This window comes from Tateyamaria sp. LSS28 (assembly GCF_059611725.1).
This window is the reverse complement of sequence record NZ_JCAPFI010000004.1, coordinates 287,510-308,037: the sequence shown is the minus strand read 5'-3', so window position 1 is coordinate 308,037 and position 20,528 is coordinate 287,510. Positions and strand designations below refer to the sequence as shown.

Annotated in this window: 20 protein-coding genes and 1 pseudogene; 12 read left to right on the top strand and 9 right to left on the bottom strand. The window is 58.5% G+C overall.

Annotated elements, in window-relative coordinates; translation table 11 throughout:
- Positions 1-186: 186 nt before the first annotated feature.
- Positions 187-822 carry a hypothetical protein gene (locus AC53L6_RS14055; protein WP_299769713.1) on the bottom strand — a complete coding sequence of 212 codons (636 nt, stop codon included), beginning with the start codon at positions 820-822 and terminating at the stop codon, positions 187-189.
- A gap of 708 nt (positions 823-1,530) precedes the next feature.
- A pseudogene (locus tag AC53L6_RS14050) lies at positions 1,531-2,290 on the bottom strand (IS5 family transposase).
- A 787-nt stretch (positions 2,291-3,077) separates the two neighbouring features.
- Between AC53L6_RS14050 and AC53L6_RS14045 the strand changes: the two are divergent.
- On the top strand, positions 3,078-3,599 hold the full coding sequence (locus AC53L6_RS14045) for an MDR/zinc-dependent alcohol dehydrogenase-like family protein (RefSeq protein WP_496908288.1): 522 nt from the start codon (positions 3,078-3,080) through the stop codon (positions 3,597-3,599).
- A gap of 32 nt (positions 3,600-3,631) precedes the next feature.
- On the top strand, positions 3,632-4,081 hold the full coding sequence (locus AC53L6_RS14040) for a zinc-binding dehydrogenase (RefSeq protein ID WP_496908287.1): 450 nt from the start codon (positions 3,632-3,634) through the stop codon (positions 4,079-4,081).
- Between the two features lie 45 nt (positions 4,082-4,126).
- On the opposite strand, the gene ychF is transcribed toward AC53L6_RS14040, so the two are convergent.
- Positions 4,127-5,221 (bottom strand): redox-regulated ATPase YchF, encoded by a 1,095-nt coding sequence (gene ychF / locus AC53L6_RS14035; RefSeq protein WP_472728669.1) that lies wholly within the window; start codon positions 5,219-5,221, stop codon positions 4,127-4,129.
- Between the two features lie 189 nt (positions 5,222-5,410).
- Between ychF and AC53L6_RS14030 the strand changes: the two genes are divergently transcribed.
- The 3 genes from AC53L6_RS14030 to AC53L6_RS14020 all read left to right on the top strand — a co-directional run bounded on the left by AC53L6_RS14030 (position 5,411) and on the right by AC53L6_RS14020 (position 7,292).
- Entirely contained in the window at positions 5,411-5,896 is a 486-nt protein-coding gene (locus AC53L6_RS14030) for an acyloxyacyl hydrolase (protein ID WP_299599085.1), read from the top strand.
- A 59-nt stretch (positions 5,897-5,955) separates the two neighbouring features.
- Positions 5,956-6,750, top strand: a complete 795-nt coding sequence (gene trpA / locus AC53L6_RS14025) for a tryptophan synthase subunit alpha (protein ID WP_299698810.1) — start codon at positions 5,956-5,958, stop codon at positions 6,748-6,750.
- A gap of 173 nt (positions 6,751-6,923) precedes the next feature.
- Positions 6,924-7,292: a hypothetical protein gene (locus AC53L6_RS14020; protein WP_299698809.1), complete on the top strand. Its 369-nt coding sequence runs from the start codon at positions 6,924-6,926 to the stop codon at positions 7,290-7,292.
- On the opposite strand, the gene AC53L6_RS14015 is transcribed toward AC53L6_RS14020, so the two are convergent.
- The 5 genes from AC53L6_RS14015 to AC53L6_RS13995 all read right to left on the bottom strand — a co-directional run bounded on the left by AC53L6_RS14015 (position 7,289) and on the right by AC53L6_RS13995 (position 11,770).
- Positions 7,289-7,918, bottom strand: coding sequence for a (d)CMP kinase (locus AC53L6_RS14015; protein WP_496908286.1), 630 nt, complete (start codon positions 7,916-7,918; stop codon positions 7,289-7,291). The two genes, AC53L6_RS14020 and AC53L6_RS14015, sit on opposite strands and share 4 nt — an antisense overlap.
- Before the next feature lie 3 nt (positions 7,919-7,921).
- The gene (gene aroA, locus AC53L6_RS14010) at positions 7,922-9,268 is read right to left on the bottom strand and encodes a 3-phosphoshikimate 1-carboxyvinyltransferase (protein WP_496908285.1); all 1,347 of its coding nucleotides are present in this window, start codon (positions 9,266-9,268) and stop codon (positions 7,922-7,924) included.
- Between the two features lie 146 nt (positions 9,269-9,414).
- Complete coding sequence (trmB, locus tag AC53L6_RS14005) at positions 9,415-10,113, bottom strand: tRNA (guanosine(46)-N7)-methyltransferase TrmB (RefSeq protein ID WP_496908284.1); 699 nt, start codon at positions 10,111-10,113, stop codon at positions 9,415-9,417.
- Positions 10,114-10,185: 72 nt separating this feature from the next.
- Entirely contained in the window at positions 10,186-10,632 is a 447-nt protein-coding gene (locus AC53L6_RS14000) for a MarR family winged helix-turn-helix transcriptional regulator (protein ID WP_299698805.1), read from the bottom strand.
- Positions 10,625-11,770, bottom strand: coding sequence for an Acg family FMN-binding oxidoreductase (locus AC53L6_RS13995; protein WP_496908283.1), 1,146 nt, complete (start codon positions 11,768-11,770; stop codon positions 10,625-10,627). Before AC53L6_RS13995 ends, AC53L6_RS14000 begins: the two co-directional genes overlap by 8 nt.
- Positions 11,771-11,928: 158 nt before the next feature.
- Between AC53L6_RS13995 and AC53L6_RS13990 the strand changes: the two genes are divergently transcribed.
- Entirely contained in the window at positions 11,929-13,092 is a 1,164-nt protein-coding gene (locus AC53L6_RS13990) for an alpha-hydroxy acid oxidase (protein WP_496908282.1), read from the top strand.
- Between the two features lie 63 nt (positions 13,093-13,155).
- Here AC53L6_RS13990 and AC53L6_RS13985 read toward each other — a convergent pair whose 3' ends face one another.
- Positions 13,156-14,328 carry an MFS transporter gene (locus tag AC53L6_RS13985; protein WP_496908281.1) on the bottom strand — a complete coding sequence of 391 codons (1,173 nt, stop codon included), beginning with the start codon at positions 14,326-14,328 and terminating at the stop codon, positions 13,156-13,158.
- Between the two features lie 148 nt (positions 14,329-14,476).
- Between AC53L6_RS13985 and AC53L6_RS13980 the strand changes: the two genes are divergently transcribed.
- From AC53L6_RS13980 to AC53L6_RS13955, 6 genes are all read left to right on the top strand, one after another.
- Positions 14,477-15,124 (top strand): 50S ribosomal protein L25/general stress protein Ctc, encoded by a 648-nt coding sequence (locus AC53L6_RS13980; protein WP_299599109.1) that lies wholly within the window; start codon positions 14,477-14,479, stop codon positions 15,122-15,124.
- A 365-nt stretch (positions 15,125-15,489) separates the two neighbouring features.
- Positions 15,490-16,173 (top strand): aminoacyl-tRNA hydrolase, encoded by a 684-nt coding sequence (gene pth, locus AC53L6_RS13975; protein WP_496908280.1) that lies wholly within the window; start codon positions 15,490-15,492, stop codon positions 16,171-16,173.
- Complete coding sequence (locus AC53L6_RS13970) at positions 16,170-17,204, top strand: DUF2332 domain-containing protein (RefSeq protein WP_496908279.1); 1,035 nt, start codon at positions 16,170-16,172, stop codon at positions 17,202-17,204. The genes pth and AC53L6_RS13970 overlap by 4 nt, the downstream gene beginning before the upstream one ends.
- Before the next feature lie 63 nt (positions 17,205-17,267).
- Positions 17,268-18,434, top strand: coding sequence for a serine hydrolase domain-containing protein (locus AC53L6_RS13965; protein ID WP_496908278.1), 1,167 nt, complete (start codon positions 17,268-17,270; stop codon positions 18,432-18,434).
- Between the two features lie 3 nt (positions 18,435-18,437).
- Complete coding sequence (locus AC53L6_RS13960; RefSeq protein WP_299202032.1) at positions 18,438-18,806, top strand: DUF2237 family protein; 369 nt, start codon at positions 18,438-18,440, stop codon at positions 18,804-18,806.
- A 187-nt stretch (positions 18,807-18,993) separates the two neighbouring features.
- Positions 18,994-20,520, top strand: a complete 1,527-nt coding sequence (locus AC53L6_RS13955; protein WP_496908277.1) for a hypothetical protein — start codon at positions 18,994-18,996, stop codon at positions 20,518-20,520.
- Positions 20,521-20,528 lie beyond the last annotated feature (8 nt).

The following is a 20,528-nucleotide window of genomic DNA, read 5'->3' as shown; positions in this document are numbered from 1 at the left end:
CACTCATGTCGACTTTTTTGACCTTTGGTGTAGTCGTCAGACAAGCCTTGTGCTCGATTGTGCAGCTTTCACGCGTTACGCTGAACGGCTCCGTCGCTTGCAAACGACAACCAATGATCCGCCAACGTCTGTCCAGAAGGGCGGACTGGCACCAACCGAACAGTGTTGTAGCGGACGAAAGCCCGCTTAGATTTCCCGGCGCACGCCAGCAGTACGCAGACGGCGCTCTTTGAACCTGACCGCAAACACCAGAGCGACCAGAACAAATGCAGATCCTGCAATGTCTCCCAGAACAAACAACGCGAGAAAAAGTCCGGCCTCCTGCAGCGAAAGGTTTTGCGCATACAGAATCAGAAACACAGCCGCCAGCATCACTGATGACAGCACCACAATCACAATCAGAAAGCGCCACGTATGCAATGAGCGACACTTCGAAGGATCGAGACCAATACGCGCCAGGCAACTCCGCACAACAGGTGCCGAAATCAAGTAAGCTGCCAGTTTCATGAACTGCATCTGATCGAATGGCTGCCCGACGATGGCGTACTGCAACAGTGCTGTCGGCATGATGTATAGCACGGCCCACCACCCGTACATCCAAGCAGCCAGCGCCTTTATCACCGTCGGCAAGAAAAGGAGCGCAGGAACCAGGAACAGTTTCTCACCTAGCCAACCTCCCAAGAGTGCTGATTGCAGTGGAACGACAACAAACCAGGTTAAGAAAACAGCGACTCCATGAAGGACGGTGAATTCGCACGTCCGTCGATAGTGGTCAGCACAATTGGTCCAGCCCATTCGGGTCCAGCCCATTCCGTTACCCATAATTTTTCCCCAACTAGTCTAAAAAATTCATAATGATATTTTTTAACGGAGAGTTGTTGGCACTGCAAGGCTATGCACATGGCGGAGAAAGTGAAGACTCTCCACTCGCAGTTTTCGCCAGTATCCACGACTTGATGGTGTTTCAAGCCCTGCAAGCAACGCCATAATTCTCATTCTACAGAGTTAATTAACTAGTACGCGGACTTGTTTCGACGCTGAAAAGGTTCCGGCTCAACCAACCCTACGTAAGTTCGCGGACCGCATGAAGGGCACCGGGCACATCGTTACATCATTCATCAAACAATCTGACTACACTTGTACAAAACAGTCGATTCGACCACTTTAAGACACCGCGCATTACACGCCGTTGAAACCAAAGAGGGTCACTCGTTATGCAATGCAGGGCCGTCACCGAACAACGCAGCAACCAGAAACCAGAAACCAGAAACCAGAAACCAGAAACCAGCTGTGATAGATGGACCTGTTGGGCGCAGGTCATCAAGCGATGCGCCAATTGCGATTATTCGGGCCAAACCCCATTTTTTATGGTCGGTTATCTTGCGCGACACGACCACACAGCGTGCTGCCCCGGCCCGGTTGTAAACGCACAGATCCAGCATCCGGAAAATGTGATGCTGCCTTGATCCTCCATTTTTGCAAACGTACCTACGGACCACGTCATTGGAGGAGGATCACTAGGGTCAGGACTCATAGCCAGTAAATGACGAGTGCGGCGAGAGCGATCGCGGATAGGAAGACCTTCGGGCATCTGTCATATCGGGTCGTCACGCGCCGCCAATCCTTGAGCCTGCCGAACATGATCTCAATCCGGTTGCGGCGTTTGTAGCGGCGCTTGTCGTATTTCACCCCTTTCTTGCGCTGCTTTCGACCAGGGATGCAGGCGCGTATCTCCTTATCTTTCAAAGCTTCTCTGAACCAATCAACGTCATAACCGCGATCGCCAAGCAGCCATTCCACCTTTGGCAGGCTGCTCACCAAATCGCGGGCACGGATGTAATCGCTAACCTGTCCGGCGGTTACAAACAGGTTCAGCGGACGGCCTTTGCTATCGCAGACCACATGCAGCTTGGTGTTCATGCCGCCCTTGGTGGCGCCCAATCAGACGCCCACGCCCCCCTCTTTGACGCCCATACTGGTCGCTGCGCGGTGCGCCTTCAGGTAGGTTGGGTCGATCATCACAGTCTTCCCTTCGCCGTGATCTGCGGCCAAACCTACCATTATCCGGGCAAAGATGCCCTTATCGCTTCACCGCTTCCAAAGATTGTACAGCGTCTTATACGGCCCGTATGCCGCAGGGGCATCGCGCCACCGTAAGCCATTGCGATTGATGAAGATCAATACCACTCAAGACAGGCCGATCATCAACGCGAGGCTTGCCGTGGGACTTGGGAAAGAAGGGCTCAAGACGCGCCACTTGCGCATCCGTCAGCCAAAAAAGATCAGACATGGTCACCGCTCTTTTTTTCGAACCGTGACTCACGCCACCTCGTGGAAATCAACGGGTCCTGACCCTAGATCTTGTAGGCGTGGTCGTTAAGCAAGTAGTTAGACAGCCAATTGGTGGGCGAGTGGAAAACCGACTACAGGCCGCATCAAACTATGCAGCAAATCTAGTCAGACTAATGGCTCGACAGCCGTTAAAGAATGTACCGGCGCAATTAATTCCAGCGGTAGGTGGTAGGGTTGCGACCGTCGAACTCGGGCAGATTCCCGGGACTTTACTTCTGACAGAAGTCGGCATCTTTTTTCATACATCAATCAAGATCTGCTGCGGGAAGAACGGCGAATGGCGAAAATCGAAGGGTACTGGCACGAGAATGCCCCAACGTTCGAACCTCAGCCGGTCATTACAGCTGAAACGTTTCTCGATTTGTTCAGTCCTCAGCTAGATCCACTGATTAATAGACCAGACAAGTGACACAAATCTGGCACTAGACATTACCAAACCCACGACCACGCAGTTGAAAGTTAATGGAAATTAGTGAGTATCTAAGCCCCCTAGCAGGGGAGCGCCTTCGACCACTCGGCCACGTCTCCGCTGACCCGCCTATCCTCCCACTCCAGCCAGAGCAAGCAGAAAGCAGAGCGTCCAACACGGAGCAGCGCTGATGCAATTTGATGCAGTTTGATTGGCGCTTCAGGCCGCGAAACATAGAATCCTTGCACAAGCAAGAAATTCAACCTTGGATTGAAATTGCACCATCTGGTGCAACACTTCAACCCGGGAAAAGATTATGTCTAAACATACAGCGATCTCTTGGTTTTTTAACGAGCGCCCCAACGATGTATTTACGACAGAAACCCTCACCCTACGGGAACATACTTTGACTGACCTGTTGGAAGGTCAGTTCAGAGTGAAGACCCACTACCTGTCCCTCGACGCCACGAACCGTGTGTGGGTGTCGGACTGGGATATCTACATGGATCCCGTACGCATCGGCGATCCGATGCGCGGCTTCGTCGTCGGAAAGGTCATAGAAAGCAGAAACGCCAAATTTCCAGTTGGAAGTTTTGCTTCTGGCATGGGCTCGTGGTCAAACCAGGTGGTTGGCGATGAGACAAGTTTTACGCCTTTCCCAGCGCAAGAAAATCTGGGGCAGGCCTTCGCCGTCACGAGCATCGCGGGTCCCACGGCACATGTCGGCCTGCACCACATCGGTGAGTTGCAAGACAACGAGACAGTTGTTGTCAGTGGAGCGGCAGGAGCCGTGGGGTTGATGGTCTGCCAAATGGCAAAGAGGAAGGGGGTCGGGTGATTGGCATTGCCGGTTCCGATGATAAATGCCGGATGCTCACAGAAGACTTCGGGATCGACGCGGCGATCAACTACAAAACCCAGGATGTGACGGAGGCCCTTGGCGAGGCTTGTTCAGACGGCATCGACCTGTGCTTCGAGAATGTCGGCGGTGACATTCTTGACGCTTCGCTCACGCATATGCGCGACTTCGGGCGTGTCGTGATTTGCGGACTGATCTCAAGTTACACGGAAAAGGACCCGGTGCCCGGTCCCTACATGTTCCGCAACATTATCATGCGACGGTTGAGCATCCGCGGCTTCGTGATCCTCGATTACATGGATCTCATGCCGAAAGTGCAGGCCGATCTGGGCGCATGGGTAAAGGCGGGTGAGCTGAGACTGCCGCTTCATGTGGTGGATGGGCTGGAGAACGCGGTGGACGCCGTCAATCTGCTCTATACCGGCGGTAACACCGGTAAGGTGCTTGTGCGCATGGTATAAAACGCTTGGCCGGGTGTGCTGCAGATCACCGCGCTGCTCGGCCTTTCACGAATGCAGGAAATGCAGGACATCCCCGTCTTTCACCTGATATCCCTTGCCTTCGGCGCGCATCTTCCCAGCGTCCTTGGCCGCCTGCTCTCCTCCTAAGGTGACAAAATCGTCATAGGCAATGGTTTCTGCACGAATGAAACCTTTCTCGAAATCGCCGTGAATGACACCAGCCGCCTTGGGCGCAGACGTCCCAGCCTTGATCGTCCAGGCTCGTGCTTCTTTGGGGCCGACAGTAAAGTATGTTTCGAGATGTAGCAGGTCGTAGCCTGCGCGGATCAACCGATCGAGCCCCGCTTCGGACAGTCCCATTTCCTCAAGGAACATCTGTGCTTCGTCATCCTCAAGCTGGCTGATTTCTTCCTCGATCTGGGCCGAAATCACGACATGGCTGTTACCCTGCGCCGCCGCCATATCAGCCACTTTGGCAGAATGGGCATTGCCCTCGGCCGCTTCTGCCTCTCCGACGTTGCAGACATATAGAACAGGCTTGCTGGTGAGCAGTTGCAGCATGGCCCACGCCTTGGCGTCTTCGTCATCCACCTCGACCACGCGGGCCGGTTGACCATCTTCCAGGGCACCAAGCGCTGTTTTCATCAAACGCTCCTGTTGGACTGCTTCCTTGTCGCCACCGCGCACTTTGCGCACGATGTTTTGCAACCGCTTTTCCAGGCTCTCGATATCGGCAAGCATCAACTCCGTCTCGATGGTCTCGGCATCGGCAACTGGATCGACACGCCCCTCAACATGGGTGACATCTCCATCCTCGAAACAGCGCAATACGTGCGCGATCGCATCAACCTCGCGGATGTTGGCCAGAAACTGGTTGCCCAGCCCCTCGCCCTTCGATGCGCCTTTGACCAGGCCAGCGATGTCTACAAAAGTCATCCGGGTCGGTATGATCTGCTTGGATGCCGCGATTGCCGCCAGCTTGTCCAAGCGGGCGTCAGGAACGGCAACTTCGCCTACATTTGGCTCGATCGTGCAGAAAGGAAAATTTGCCGCCTGCGCGGCCGCCGTCTTGGTCAACGCATTAAAAAGTGTCGACTTGCCCACGTTCGGCAAACCCACAATTCCCATCTTGAAACCCATTTCATCGTCCTTTCAGCCGTTGCGCTGCTTCTAGCAGGACAGTGAACAGGTGCAAGGCGGTGACAGGTTCAGACAAAGTGATCGCGTTTTCTTGAAAGAAATTGAATTGATGCAGCCGCATTGGCCATGGTGGTTCGGGCCGCCGATAGATATTAGCTGCGGCGGAAATTTGGAATTAGGAAGAACAACATGAACCGTATTTATGTTGCCATCATTTCACTGCTGCTCAGCATCACTGCCGCATCTGCACAGGAATTGACCTTTGCGCTTGGGACATCAGACTTTGGCGAAGGCGGACGGGACGGTGCGGCCTTTGATCTTGAGTATCGCCACACACCATTTGTGCAAAAGCGCATTCTGTCCGTCGCTTGGGGCGCAAGCCTTAGCCTCACTGGCGAAGGTGATGCGTTCATAGGCGGTGGTGTCTGGTCACGCTGGCAGTGGAACAGTGGCTGGTTCATCGATAACAGCATCATGCCCGGCCTCTACGAAGAAGGCACGTTTCAGAATTTCCTTGGGTCCACGTTTCAAATCCGATCTCTTCTCGGGGTCGGATACCAGTTCGAAAACGGGCACGCGATCTCTGCGGTAATTTCACACAAATCAAATGCCGACCTGGCAGATGTCAATCCGGGCATGAATGCATATTCCATCCGATATCATTTCAAATTCTGACAGTGCTTGCCTTTCCTGCATCGCTTTGGCAGGTGAGACAGGACGGACAGGAGACTGAGATGACAACCCGGATCGACGCCAAATTCGCGGCCCTGGCAGCCGAAGGACGCAAGGCTTTTGTGTCGTACATCATGGCGGGTGACCCCGACTACGATACATCCCTCGAGGTCGTCCGGGGATTGCCGGCAGCGGGCGTGGACATCATTGAGCTTGGCCTGCCTTTCACGGACCCGATGGCGGATGGACCAACCATTCAGCTTGCCGGGCAGCGCGCGCTCGAAGCCGGTATGACGCTTGACCGCACACTCGACCTGGCGCGCAGCTTTCGGGAAACAGATGACACGACGCCCATCGTTCTCATGGGCTACTACAATCCGATCTACTCCTGTGGCGTCGACGCCTTTCTGACAAAGGCAAAGGACGCAGGAATCGACGGCCTGATCGTCGTTGACCTCCCGCCCGAAGAAGACAGCGAATTGTGCATCCCGGCGCAAGACGCGGGCCTGAACTTTATCCGGCTGGCCACGCCCACAACCGATGACAAGCGCCTGCCACGCGTGCTGCAAAACACATCCGGCTTTGTCTACTACGTATCAATCACCGGCATCACAGGTGCCGCCGAAGCCGAGGCAGGCGATGTAGGTCCCGAAGTGGCACGGATCAAATCCGCCACCGACCTGCCCGTGATTGTCGGTTTTGGCATCAACACACCCGAAAAGTCCAAGGCCATCGCGTCGGTGGCAGATGGCGCAGTTGTGGGATCGGCCATCGTCGGCCGGATCGCAGCCGGTGACAGCGTCGACGCGGTGCTGGCCTTTGTCAAAACGCTGGCGGATGGTGCACACGCCGCCTGACCCACTCAAGAGACGGACTTCCCGCCTCGCGGGAAATTTCTGAAATCATTGAGTTTTTTTACAAATGTGACACAGTTGTACGAGTACCTGAACAGTGGTTAACGATGTCGAACGACTTACGATCCCCATCTGAAGTTTCAGAGCATCTGCTTGCGCGCACCGGGACTGCATTGATGTCGGGAGATTTTGAAAGCTTTGCCCAGTGCTTCTCTTTTCCCTACGATCTGGAAACGCTTGAAGGGCAGCGCCAGATACACACCCGTGCAGATCTGAAGACCACATTCGACGCGGTACACGCTCACCTGGTCAAACAGCAGGTGACCATAATGGCCCGCCATTGCGTGTCAGCAAGCTTCCGAAGCGATAACGAAGTTGCAGCGACACATGAAACCCGGCTGCTCAGTCGGGATATTCTGGTGCAGCAACCTTATCCTGCATTCTCGCTCCTGAAACGGGGCGCGGATGGAGAGTGGCGGATCACCTGCACGTCCTATGTCATCGTCGATTCGGCAGAATTGAACTGCGCATTACAGGCCGGCTAGGTGGCGGTTGCCCCTCGGCACATCTCAACATGTGATATGGCCGCTGCGACTGCCTCTTCAATCGACATATCAGAGGTATCAATGACGCGCGCACCCACTGCAGGCTTCATCGGGGCCGCATCTCGCTCGCTGTCCCGCGCATCCCGAATACGCACATCTTCCAGCACCTGCTCCAGGGTGCGGTCATCGCCCTTTCCGGACAATTCCTTCCATCGGCGCTCCGCCCGCACCTCGGCGCTCGCGGTGACGAACAGCTGCGCTTCTGCATCCGGGTAAATCACCGTACAGATGTCCCGCCCATCCAGAACCGCACCACCGGGACGGCGGGCAAAATCCCGTTGAAAGTCCAGTAGGGCGGCGCGCACCTCTGGTATGACAGCAACACGGCTGGCCGCCTGCGCCACCTCAGCCGTACGCAACCGACCATCCTCAAGCGCCTCAGGCAACAATGCCCGCGCCGCCTCAATCGGGTCCGCCCCGTCCAGCGCCAACGCCCCAACCGCCCGGTACAACAACCCGGTGTCCAGATGCGCAAATCCGAAATGCGCGGCAATCGCGCGGCTGATTGTCCCCTTACCTGCCGCCGCAGGCCCATCGATCGCAACGGTGAAAGGCGCGGAACTCATGGATCAATCGCGACGCAACTGCGCGCCAAGCCCACCCATCAGCGGCTCGAAAATCGGAAAGGACGTGGCAATCGGCCCACCATCATCCACCGACATCGGCTTCTGCGTGGCCATCCCCATGACAAGGAACGACATGGCGATGCGGTGATCCAGATGGCTGGCACAGGTGGCCCCACCGGGCACATTACCATGACCCAGCCCTGTCACCGTCCACCAATCCGGCCCATCCTCAACAGTCACACCTGCGGCACGCAAACCGGTCGCCATCGCGTCGATCCGGTCACTTTCCTTGACGCGCAGTTCCTTCACCCCGGGCATGTGCGTTTGACCTTTGGCAAAGGATGCCACAACCGACAGCACAGGATATTCATCAATCATGCTGGCCGCACGCTCCGCAGGCACCTCAATGCCCACCAGATCAGGCGAAAACCGCACGCGCAGATCGGCGACAGGCTCCCCGCCCTCTTCCCGCTCATTCTCATAGACCAGATCCGCACCCATCTCGCGCAGCGTGGTGAACAGCCCGGCCCGGGTCGGGTTCAAGCCAATATTCGGCACCAAAACATCCGATCCGGGCACAATCAGCGCCGCACAGACCGGAAACGCGGCCGAGGACGGATCACGCGGCACATCAATATGCAGCGGCTTCAGCTCCGGCTGCCCTTTCAAGGTGATGACACGGCCGGCATCTGTCACCTCGGTCGAAATCTCGGCCCCGAACCCCGCCAGCATCCGCTCGGTATGATCGCGGGTGGCCTCGGCCTCGATCACCACCGTCTGCCCGGGCGCATTCAACCCCGCCAGCAGCACGGCGGACTTCACCTGCGCCGACGGCACTGGCACGGTGTACTCCACAGGCACCGGGTCCGCGGCCCCCACCAAGGTCATGGGCAAACGCCCCCCCGACCGGCCAACAGCCTCACAGCCAAACAGCGCAAGCGGATCGGTCACACGCGCCATCGGGCGACCGTTCAAGCTGGCATCGCCGGTAAACGTCACGCAAATGGGGGATGTCGCCATCGCCCCCATGATCAGGCGCACCCCGGTGCCGGAATTGCCGCAATCAATGACCTGATCAGGCTCGGCAAAGCCCCCCACACCAACACCATGCACAGACCACGACCCGCCGCCATGGTTGATCACCTCGGCGCCAAAGGCCTGCATGGCCCGGCCCGTGTCCAGCACATCCTGCCCTTCCAGCAACCCGGTGATCGTGGTCTCCCCCACGGCCATGGCCCCCAGGATCAGGGACCGGTGCGAAATGGACTTGTCGCCCGGCACATCAGCAGTCCCCGACAGGGGTCCACAGGCAGAAGAGGTCATGGGGATCGGATCACCGTGGCTGGACATGTTTGCGCTCGCATCAATTCTTTCTGCGCAGACCTACCCCGCCCGCACAAGCCCGTCCAGACCGCGCACGCGCCTGTCTCTTCTTCTGGCTGAAAATACCTCGGGGGAGCGCGGAACGCGCAGGGGGCAGAGCCCCCAATATCTCCCTAAAAAACCCGCCGAAAGGTCAGATAATGCGGCACCCGCCCCTCACGCAGCGCCTTCTGCTCATAGCGCGTGCTGATCCAGTCGTCCCACGGTGCCCGCCAATCGGCAGGACGCTCGGCCAGCCATTCAAAACCGGCCTTGGGCACCTCTTCCAACGTCTGGCGCACATAGTCCGGGATATCGGTCGCCACACGAAAGACCGCCCCGGGCTTCAACAGGCGGGCCAAGGGGTCCAGATGCTCCGGCGTCACGAAACGGCGGCGGTGATGGCGCGCCTTGGGCCACGGATCGGGATAAAGCAGAAAGGCCCGGTCAATCGACGCCTCGGGCAGCACATCCATCAAGTCCCGCGCATCTCCGGGATGCACCGCCAGATTGTCCACCCCGGCCCGCCGGATCTTGCCCAGCAGCATCGCGACACCGTTGATGTACGGCTCCGCGCCAATGATGCCCACATCCGGGTTCTGAGCGGCCTGATGCACAAGATGTTCGCCACCGCCAAAGCCAACCTCAAGCCAGACGGGCTTCCCCCCAAACAGCGCATCCAGATCAAGCGGATCACGCGCCGGATTGTCCTCCCAGGACACGGGCCCCGGGGACAAGGCGGCAAGGTCCTCATCCAGATAACGTTTCTGACTGTCCTTCAGGGCCTTGCCCTTAAGACGTCCATAGAAGTTGCGGTGCGGGCGTTCTGTCATGGGCGCGCATGTATCGCGCCACCCGCGCCGGGGCAATGGCGTAAGGCGCAGGTGTCCTGCGCCACCCCGGCATCAATCGCGTGCGGCGTCCAAATATGCACGCAGATCGCTCAGGACCGGTCGGATCTCGACCAACCGCGCCACGTCAAACTCTTGGGCGAGCTTCGCAAAGTCAGGCCCGAGGGCAGCAATCACCTCGGCCCGCAGATCGCGGCCCGCCTGCGTCAGCCAAACGCGCTTTGATCGCCCATCCTCGGGATTGGGCCGCGTTTCCACCAACCCATGCGCCTCCAGCCCCTTCAAAGTGTGGGTCATAGATGTCTTGGGCACTTGAAAGGCGCGCGCCATCTCCATCGGCGTGCGCCCATCCGACACACGGGTCAGGTGGTTCAACACGGAAAAATGCGGGGCAATCAGCCCATGCGGAAGCCGCGCCTCCAAAATGGCGCGGCTCAACTGTTCAATGATGCCGATCTCGTTGAACACTTCGAAAAAGACCGACGGGTCAGTGTCATGCATGCACGATCTTGCTTTCCAAATCCCAACGCGGGCTGTGCGGCACAGCCGCGCCATAGCCCAATCGCCCCAACATTTGCACGGTTTCGCCCCCCTGCGCCAGCATCCCATGCGCTTCGTCGTAAAGGGCAGCCATCTCCGGGAATTCCTGCAACGCCTGGCTCATCGGCTGCATGCCCAACCCGGCGGCTGTGGTGGCAAGGTTCAGGCGCAGCCAATCGCGCCCGGCCGTGATCTGATCGGCGCGGCTGTTGCCCGCCGTCGTCAGCCAGACATAGGCCATGCCAGTCATCGCCGTGGCCTTCACCATCTCAAGCCCCTGCCTGTAGGATAAACCGTCCCGGTCCATCGCCGCCTCGCGACTGAACAGACCAGCCAGACGCAGGGCCTCGAATTGCGGCCCGGAAAAGTCGATGCCATCGGGGTTCGCATTCACCTCGCGATACCCGATCCGGAACAGGTCCACGCTTTCCTTGTAAGTGCGCGGCGTCTCGAACTCGATGTCAAAGGCGCGGGCGGTCAGCAGGCGCAGGGCCGCAACGCGGTCCGGATCATTGCTGGTCTCAACGCCCGACCCCCGGATGACGGGCGCCATGATGCTCTGCAACACCGCCTGCGCCACGGGCCGCTCCGTGTCATATGGCTCTTTCAACGATCGCCGGTCCATCACATGCGCAAACAAAGGCGACGGCTCTGCCGCGCCAGGCGTGAGCCGCGCCACGGCCACCCGGCGATTGTCCAGCGCGGTCGTGTCCTCTCCATCCGGAAACACATCCAGATCCACCCCAATCCCATCCTGCGCCGCGGCCAGCAGCATCAGCTCCAGGAAACAGCCCAGGCCCACCACAATCTGACGGCTGAACGGGTCGGTATGGGGCAACAGGCGATCCGTATCGACACGCAGCGTCACCTCGCCTTCGGTGCGCAGATCAACCTGCCACGGCTGCCGGTTGTGCGGGTTCGGGGCGAGGATGGCATAGGACAACGCCCGCATCCGGGGCTCGGCATAGGTGCCTGCAAGCGACCACGGTTTCAGGGCGGTCTGCGGCGTGCGGGTCACAGCAAACGCCCCGGCACCAGAGGCGGCGAGGATCGATCCACCCCCAATCAGGGCAAGCGTTTTGCGACGGGATAAGGACATCAGAGTCTCCATTAGTGCGATTTCGAACTACATAGCTGATATAATGCGATATCGCACAAAACAAGTGCCATTTCGTACTATAACCCGAAGGCCACATCATCTCTTGTCTGGAATTCACCAAATTGGTAAGCAAACCTAACCAATACCGAAGGTTCGCCATGCCAGTCATCACCAATATCGAAGATCTCAAGCGCCTCTACGAACGCCGCGTGCCCCGGATGTTCTATGACTATTGCGAATCTGGCAGCTGGACCGAGCAAACATTCCGCGACAATTCCTCCGACTTTGATGACATCCGCCTGCGCCAGCGCGTGGCGGTCGACATGTCCGGGCGCAGCACCGCTTCCCAGATGATCGGGCAGGACGTCGCGATGCCCGTGGCCCTCGCCCCCGTAGGCCTCACCGGCATGCAGCACGCCGACGGAGAGATGAAGGCGGCGCGGGCGGCGGAAAAATTCGGCGTTCCCTTCACCCTGTCGACGATGTCCATCAACTCGATCGAGGATGTGGCAGGCTTCACCAACGCCCCCTTCTGGTTCCAGCTTTATACGATGAAGGATCAGGACTATGTCAGCCGCCTGATCCAGCGGGCCAAGGATGCAAACTGTTCGGCCCTCGTCATCACGCTCGATCTGCAGATCCTTGGACAGCGGCACAAGGATCTGAAAAACGGCCTCTCCGCCCCGCCCAAGCTGACGGCCAGGACACTCGCGAACCTCGCCACCAAATGGGCCTGGGGCATCGAGATGCTGTCGGCCAAACGGCGCGAGTTCGGCAACATCGTGGGCCACGTGGACGGGATCAGCGATGCCTCATCCCTGGGCGCGTGGACGGCAGAGCAGTTCGACCCGACCCTCGATTGGGACAAGGTCGCCAAGCTGAAAGAGCAATGGGGCGGCAAGGTGATCCTCAAGGGCATTCTGGATGCGGATGACGCGAAAATGGCGCTCAAGGTCGGTGCCGATGCCATCATCGTGTCAAACCACGGCGGGCGGCAGCTTGATGGTGCGCTGTCCTCTATCCGCGCCCTGCCCCCGATCCTCGACGCCGTGGGCGATCAGATCGAAGTGCATCTCGACAGCGGGATCCGCTCCGGTCAGGACGTGCTCAAGGCGTTGGCGATGGGTGCAAAAGGCACCTATATCGGCCGCGCCTTTGTCTATGGGCTGGGCGCCATGGGACAGGCTGGCGTGACGGAAGCACTGAACGTGATTCATCGCGAGCTGGACACGACAATGGCCCTGTGTGGCGAGACGAACGTGGCCAATCTCGGGCGGCACAACCTGCTGGTGCCCGAAGATTTCGAAGGGCGCTGGCAGTAAGGGGTTTCGCCGCAGCGCGCAGCGGCGACCGGCTGGGGCTCTGCCCCAGACCCCGAGGTATTTTCAGCCAGAAGAAGACATGGACGTGGTGCGCGTCGTCAGCATCCGGTTCCATGCAGGCAACAGGATGGCCGCGACCGCAAACATGATGCCCGCGATGACATAGAAGGATACGCGCAAGCCAAACCCTTCGGCCACGAAGCCCATGATGACCGGGCCCAGGAAGAACGCCGCATATCCCAGTGCCGCTGCCTGGCTGATCGCCGCCAGACGATATTTTGGACGCACGGCCTGCCCCACAAGGCCAAGCGCCAGTGGGCCGACAACCGAAACCCCCAAGCCCCCCAGCAGGAAGCCAAGGTAGGCCGTGCTCAAACCCGGAGCCATGCCCGCCAGTGCAAGCCCGAAGCCTGCGATGCAGGACGCCAGCATCATGACGCGCAGTGGCGGCCAACCGGCCCCGAACACATGCCCGCCAAGGCGGCCAACAGCCATGCCAATCGCCAGCAAGGCAGGGCCCATCGCGCCCTCTGCCGGGCCACCGCCCAGCGTGCGTTCGACATGCAGCGCGGACCAGCCTTCGGATGCCGCTTCGCCCAGGAAGGCTGCCAGAACCACAAGTCCACCGACCCACACAAGGGCACGGGGCATGCCCGTCGCGTCCTGTGCGTCTTCCTCGGCCTGCGCGCGCACGGGCAGCACCATCCACGGGAACAGGACGGCGACGGCCAAGCCCATCGCAGCAAAAACCGCGACGGGACCAAACCCGCCCTCACGCGCAATCCCAACCCCGATCGCGGCCACCGCATAGGCAACCGAGAACAAGCCGTGGTTCAGATTCATCAGACTGCGGCCCGTATCCGCCTCGGCCTCACTGACCTCGGCATTGGCCAACACATCCGCAATGCCGGAGCCCCCGGCCGCAAAGAAAAGCGCGATGCCAATGACAATGGGCGTATGCGCAGCACCGGCCAACACGAACCCCGCCACCATGCAGGCCGCCCCCACGATCATCGCCCACCGCCCGAACAGACGATAGAACAACGGCGCCAGCCACATCGCCATCAGTGCACCGGTCGACCCGATCAGGATCAGCGTGCCCCAGGCCCCGTCGCCCACGCCCACCTGCGCCTTGATCACAGGCATCTGCGCCGAAAACGCGGCCCAGCCAAAGCCAACGACAACAAAGCCCGCCAAAGCGCGCCGAGACGCAAAGAGATCGCTCAATATCCGCATGACCAAGCGGTGACACGGGCCGCTGCCATGGTCCAGCCCCAGACTGCGCATTTTGCATCTTTTCAAGCGGCGGGAACCGGTCTAAGACGCAGCCTTCACGCGGGGTGACAGCCTTGGAGGCACCCTGCCCTAACTTTGGAGAAATACTATGGCTGGAGAGATTCCTGATCTCGAAGCCCTGGAACGTACGGGGACAGGCAAGGGCGCCGCTCGTCAGGCCCGCCGCGACGGCATGGTTCCAGGGATTGTTTTTGGTGGTGACAACGATCCGCTGCCAATCAATCTGCCCTTCAACAAGCTGCTGAAAATGTTGAAAGCCGGTCGCTTCAAGTCGACCCTGTTCAACATGAAGGTCGACGGCCACGACGACGTGCGCGTCATCTGCCGCGACGTGCAGCGGGACGTGGTCAAGGACCTGCCGACGCACGTGGACTTCATGCGCCTGCGCCGCACCACCAAGATCAACCTGTTCATCGGTGTTGATGTGGAAGGTGAAGACGTCTCGCCCGGCCTGAAAAAAGGCGGCGTGCTGTCGCTGGTCCGCCCCGAGGTGGAACTGGTCGTGACAGCCGGCGATATCCCTGAAAGCATCAGCATCGACGTCAGCGAAGCCGAAGTCGGCGACAGCATCACCATCTCGTCGGTGACACTGCCCGCAGGCGCCAAGCCGACCATCGACCGTGACTTTGTGATCGCGACGATCACCGCGCCGTCCGGCCTGCGGTCTTCCGAGAACGAAGAAGGTGCTGAGGACGAAGCCGAAGAGGCCACCACCGAAGAGGGTGGTGAAGAATAAAGCGTCCTGCCACGGACCAATAGTACGAGGGCCGCTCCTGATCGGGGCGGCCCTTTTGTTTTGAGGTCAGGCCACCGATCCTTAACAAAACGTACCCCCCTCGGCGCAAAGGTTAATGCATACCAATGCGTTAACGGCCATGGGACGGGCAATGTGCGCAGTTTGGTGGTGAAACTGTGCAGTTTGCGGAAAACCGGCCGAAACCCGGGGATTTCAGACCGGCCGAATATCGCGGTTTCAGCCTGAAACTGTGCAGTTTCATCCGCCACACCGCGTAAACCCCCATCGCACGGTGCGTTTAGACTTGGCTGGACCACCCATGCCCCCTTCCCTATGCTGCGCTGCAACATCAAGCGAGGACCACAATGAAACTCATCGTCGGACTGGGAAACCCAGGCGCGAAATATGCCCGGAACCGACACAATATCGGGTTCATGGTTCTGGACCGGATTGCCACGGATCATGGCTTCCCGGCGTGGAAATCCAAGCATCAGGGCGTCGTGTCCGAAGGCCGATTCGGGTCCGACCGCGCGGTCCTTCTGAAGCCCGAAACCTACATGAACAAGTCGGGTCACAGTGTGGGGGCCGCGATGCGGTTCTACAAGTTAGATGCAGAGGATGTCATTGTTTTACATGACGAAATCGATCTTGCCCCCGGCAAGGTACGCTGGAAAGTGGGCGGTGGTCACGCCGGTCACAACGGGCTGCGATCCCTGCATGCACATATCGGTGCCGATTATGCTCGCGTCCGTCTGGGGGTCGGCCACCCGGGCCATAAGGATGCCGTGCCCGGCTATGTGCTGCGTGACTTTCCCAAGGCTGATGAGGCATGGCTTGATGACGTGATCCGCGGATGTTCAGACGGCGCGCCGCATCTGGCGACCGGGGATGGGCCAAAGTTCATGAATGCCGTTGCCCTGCGCACCGCCCCACCACGGTCGGGGTCAGGCAGGGAAAAGCCTGAAAAACCAAAGACTTCGGAAGATATTCAAACCAAGGAGGCAGACACACGATCCGCTCTTCAGAAACTGATGGACCGTTTTTCATGACGTTGACCCAAGCCTTCCTCGATCAATCCGAAACCTGCACCCGTATGGGCTCCCCCCTCATGGGACGTGTGTTGAAAATCCTCGCAAATCGATGGGACGCAACCAGCGCATTGGGTCAGAAAATGGAGGAATATCAGGGGGATATTGGCCCGGCCGGCCATTCCCTGCCTCTACGGATCGGAGGCGGTCTGCACGCACTCGTGCTGCAGGCCAAGGACCCCGCCCTCGTGGCCGTCTATCCTCCGAATATAGCAGATGATGCAACCCTTGAGACAGCCGTCGTTAATGCCCTGAAAACAAGCGAGGATTTCTTCCTCGACTGGACACTGAACGCACCCCAGACAAATGAAGTCCGGCGCAGCGCTGCGCTGATTGCCATGGCCCGCGTAGCGACGTCCTATTTTGATCGACCAATCGTTCTGTCCGAGCTGGGCGCAAGCGGTGGCTTGAACCTGATGTGGGATCATTTCGCGCTCCAAGCAAACGGTGACCGCTTCGGCCCGCGAGATGCTGTGCTGACACTGGAACCAGAGTGGTCAGGCCCCACACCACCAACCAGTCACCCACACATCGTCGATAGGTCAGGCGTGGACCTCAATCCGTTGAATCTCAATGATGAAAATGACACGTTGCGTCTGCTGTCCTACCTCTGGGCAGACCAGCCACACCGGGTGGAACTGACACGCGGCGCCATGTCGGTCCTGTCAGCACAGGTGGACAAGGGGGACGCCATTGACTGGCTCGAAACCCGCCTCGCTTCCGCGCCCGAAGGGCATATGCACATGATCCAACACACGGTTGCCTGGCAGTATTTTCCCAAAGAAAAACAGGATCAAGGCATAGCATTGATCGAAGCGGCGGGCGCAAATGCAACGCCGGAAACACCCCTTGCCTGGATGCAAATGGAGACCGATGGTGACACCACTGGCGCGATTGGCGCGGCTCTGACCTTGCGGCTCTGGCCCGGTGACGTCACCTTGAACCTCGGTCGTGCCGACTTTCACGGTCGCTGGATCAACTGGACAGGCTGACGCCGGGGCACAATTGCCTGACGATGCGGCCCTGTGAATAAATGCGCGGGGTGGAGGATAAAGATGCGAATTGTTTTAAAATGGATAGTCCGTGCAATCATTGCGTTGATTATTGCAGTTGCGTTGGTTGGTTTTTGGAAGCGAGAGGAGATCATGCGATTGCTCGCAGTCAACTCGTTATTCAACGAAGATCGGATCGTGTCGAATTTCTCCAACATGGATGGGGCATTTCTCCACAGAGAAATCTCCAACGGCTCGGGACCAGTCAGCCCGTTGCCCTTGGGCATAGCCATGGATATGCCCACCACCTACGAAACCTGGGTCACCGACAGGACAGTCACCTCGACGCTGGTGCTTAAAGACGGTCAAATCGTGCACGAGGCGTACTACCAAGGCACGAAACCCGATGACCGGCGGATCAGCTGGTCCGTCGCAAAAAGCTATCTCTCAGCCCTGTTCGGCATTCTGGTTGATGAAGGTGCCATTACATCACTGGATGCCCCGGTCACAGACTACGCGCCCATGCTCAAAGGTGGAGCCTATGATGGCGCCACGATCCGTAATGTCCTGCAAATGACGAGCGGCGTCACATTTGACGAGGACTACCTGGATTATGACAGCGATATCAACCGGATGGGCCGTGTTCTCGCCTTAGGCGGCAAGATGGATGACTTCGCAGCCGGGTTGACCGAAACCTTCGTCCAGCCGGGCGAGACGTGGCAATACACGTCAATCGACACCCATATTGTTGGAATGGTTGCGCGCGGCGCCACGGGGCGCGATATCCCCGATCTGATGGCGGAAAAGCTGATTGAGCCGCTCGGGCTTGAACACTCCCCCCTCTACCTGACAGACGGCGTCGGTGTCGCCTTTGTGCTTGGCGGTCTGAATATCACCACGCGGGACTACGCCCGTTTTGGGCAGATGATCCTGCAGAACGGCATGTGGCAAGGCCAACAGATCGTGCCCGCAGACTGGATAGCTGCCTCGACCCACGCCAGCGCGCCGACAGAACCGGGTCGCATCGGTTACGGGTATCAATGGTGGATTCCAGCTGGCGCAACCGAGGGTCAGTTCATGGGGCGTGGTATCTACGGGCAATACCTCTATATCGATCAGCAGGCGGGTGTCGTAATCGTCACGACTGCGGCTGATCGCCAATTTCGCGAAGCGGGCGTGAATGGTGCCAACATCGACATGTTCCGCGAGATCGTGATCGCAACGGAGTGAGAGATGGAACCGGATGAAAGCGTCAACGTGCTGGGCACTGCACTGCAAGCCTGCGGCATGGACCCTGTCACCGGCTTCTTCCGGGATGGGCATTGCAATACCTGCGCCGCAGACCAAGGCAGTCACACAGTATGTGCGGTGATGACGGCCGAATTCCTCGCGTATTCAAAATATGTTGGCAATGACCTGAGCACACCGCGCCCTGAATTCCGTTTTGCAGGGCTAAAGCCCGGCGACAGCTGGTGCTTGTGTGCCTCCCGCTTTCTACAGGCCCACGACGAAGGCTGCGCACCAAAAGTGTCGCTCGCAGCGACACACCAACGCGCGCTCGACATCGTGCCATTGGATGTTCTGCAGCAACACGCAGCCTGAATAGCATGACCGCTACCTTTTCTGCATAAAATCAATATCTTTCCGGAAGTCCGGGCAACCTTACCAAAGGAACGCAACGTCATCGCCAAGTTGACGTTTGGTCCGCCTGCCCCTTCGATTGACGTAAAAAACCTGCCTCTCGCACGCTGCAACTACACGCATTGGTAGCGTGCCCAGGGAGGAAAACATGGGACTATTTGACTATCGCGGTCAGGATGGCCGCACACTTGTGCAAGACGCAATGGCACTGATCGACTACTCGTATCACGGTCTGTTCGCGGGGGAGCGTGAACGGTATATCGAAGATGGGTATAATCCGTTCAGTGTCGCTGGCACCGGCATTGAGGTGTTGTTCGGCGCCGACAGTGGCGCCCGCAATGACCTTGCCGTTTCGAATGTGACAACCGCTGGATGGACAGTATTGACGGCGGCAGATTTGAGTTTGCCAAACAGCCGCACCGATGCGTTCCACACCTTTTCGGGCGTGACTCCTCAATTCAAGAATGCTCAGGCCGATGTGCTCGGAAAATACGATGCCGCAGGGAATCTGGCGGAAATCGGATTTGTCATTCGCGGCACATCGGGCCCGATTGACAGTCTCATCGGCGACACTGCGGGCGACGTAGTCGACTATCTCGAGTTTCTAAGCGCTAATCCAAATTACACGCAAGAAGCGTTCTCAGACGTGCTAACGGCGATCCATGATCTTGCGCAGACCAATGGACTGGATGCGAATGATATCCTGGTGACAGGTCATTCGCTTGGTGGCGGAGCGGCCGTGAACTTGGCCGAGACCAGCGACAGCTTTCTCGACGGCTTCTTTGTCGATGCCAACTACATCGGCGCCGCCGCACACTACGTGGTTGAAAATGGCGCAGCCATCCTATCAAACGGGGCCGAGGTTTTCACGTTCGACTTCGAAAACGACCCGATTGGCGGAGCCATTGTCGACGGCATCCCGCAGCTTTTGGGCAATTCCAACGACTACGCGTTCAGCACGAACAACGTCGTATTGTTCAACGACCTCTATGATACGCCGGTTTTCTCGGCAGGGGCGTCGCCTGTTAACCTTCTGGCGTGGACAGCTCATCTCGATCACGCCTATCTCAATGCGTTCAATACCATTCTGCGGTCCGAGTTCTATGACGAGCTTGACCGTGACAGCGTGATCGTGATCGCAGATCTGTCGGACCAACGCCGTGACACCACTTGGGTCGAGGACATCAACCTGTTCTTCACCTCGACCGGTCACCACGGCGGCGACGCCTATGTTCTCGGCTCACTTTTTGACGACCGTTTGCGCGGACAGGAAGGCGACGATGCGCTGGAAGGGTTCGCTGGCGATGACTGGCTTAAAGGCGGGCGTGGCAACGACCGTTTGCAGGGCGGCACCGGAAACGACAAACTGGAAGGCGGACGCGGAAATGACGTTCTTACAGATGGAGACGGTCAAGATACGTTGAATGGTGGCTCGGGCGCGGACGTATTTGTACTCAGTTACGACGGGGACACAGACCGCATCGAGTCGTTCGAACAGGGACAAGACCTGATCGATGTGTCAGATTGGGGTGCGACCTCATTCAGTCAACTCGACATACGGCAAACCGGGTGGGACAACGTGACAATGCGTTTCGGGTCCGAAACGCTGATTGTGGATGATGCAAGCAACCGGTTCTGGTTCGACCTGGACGAAAACGACTTTGTTTTGGCCTAAACCATCAT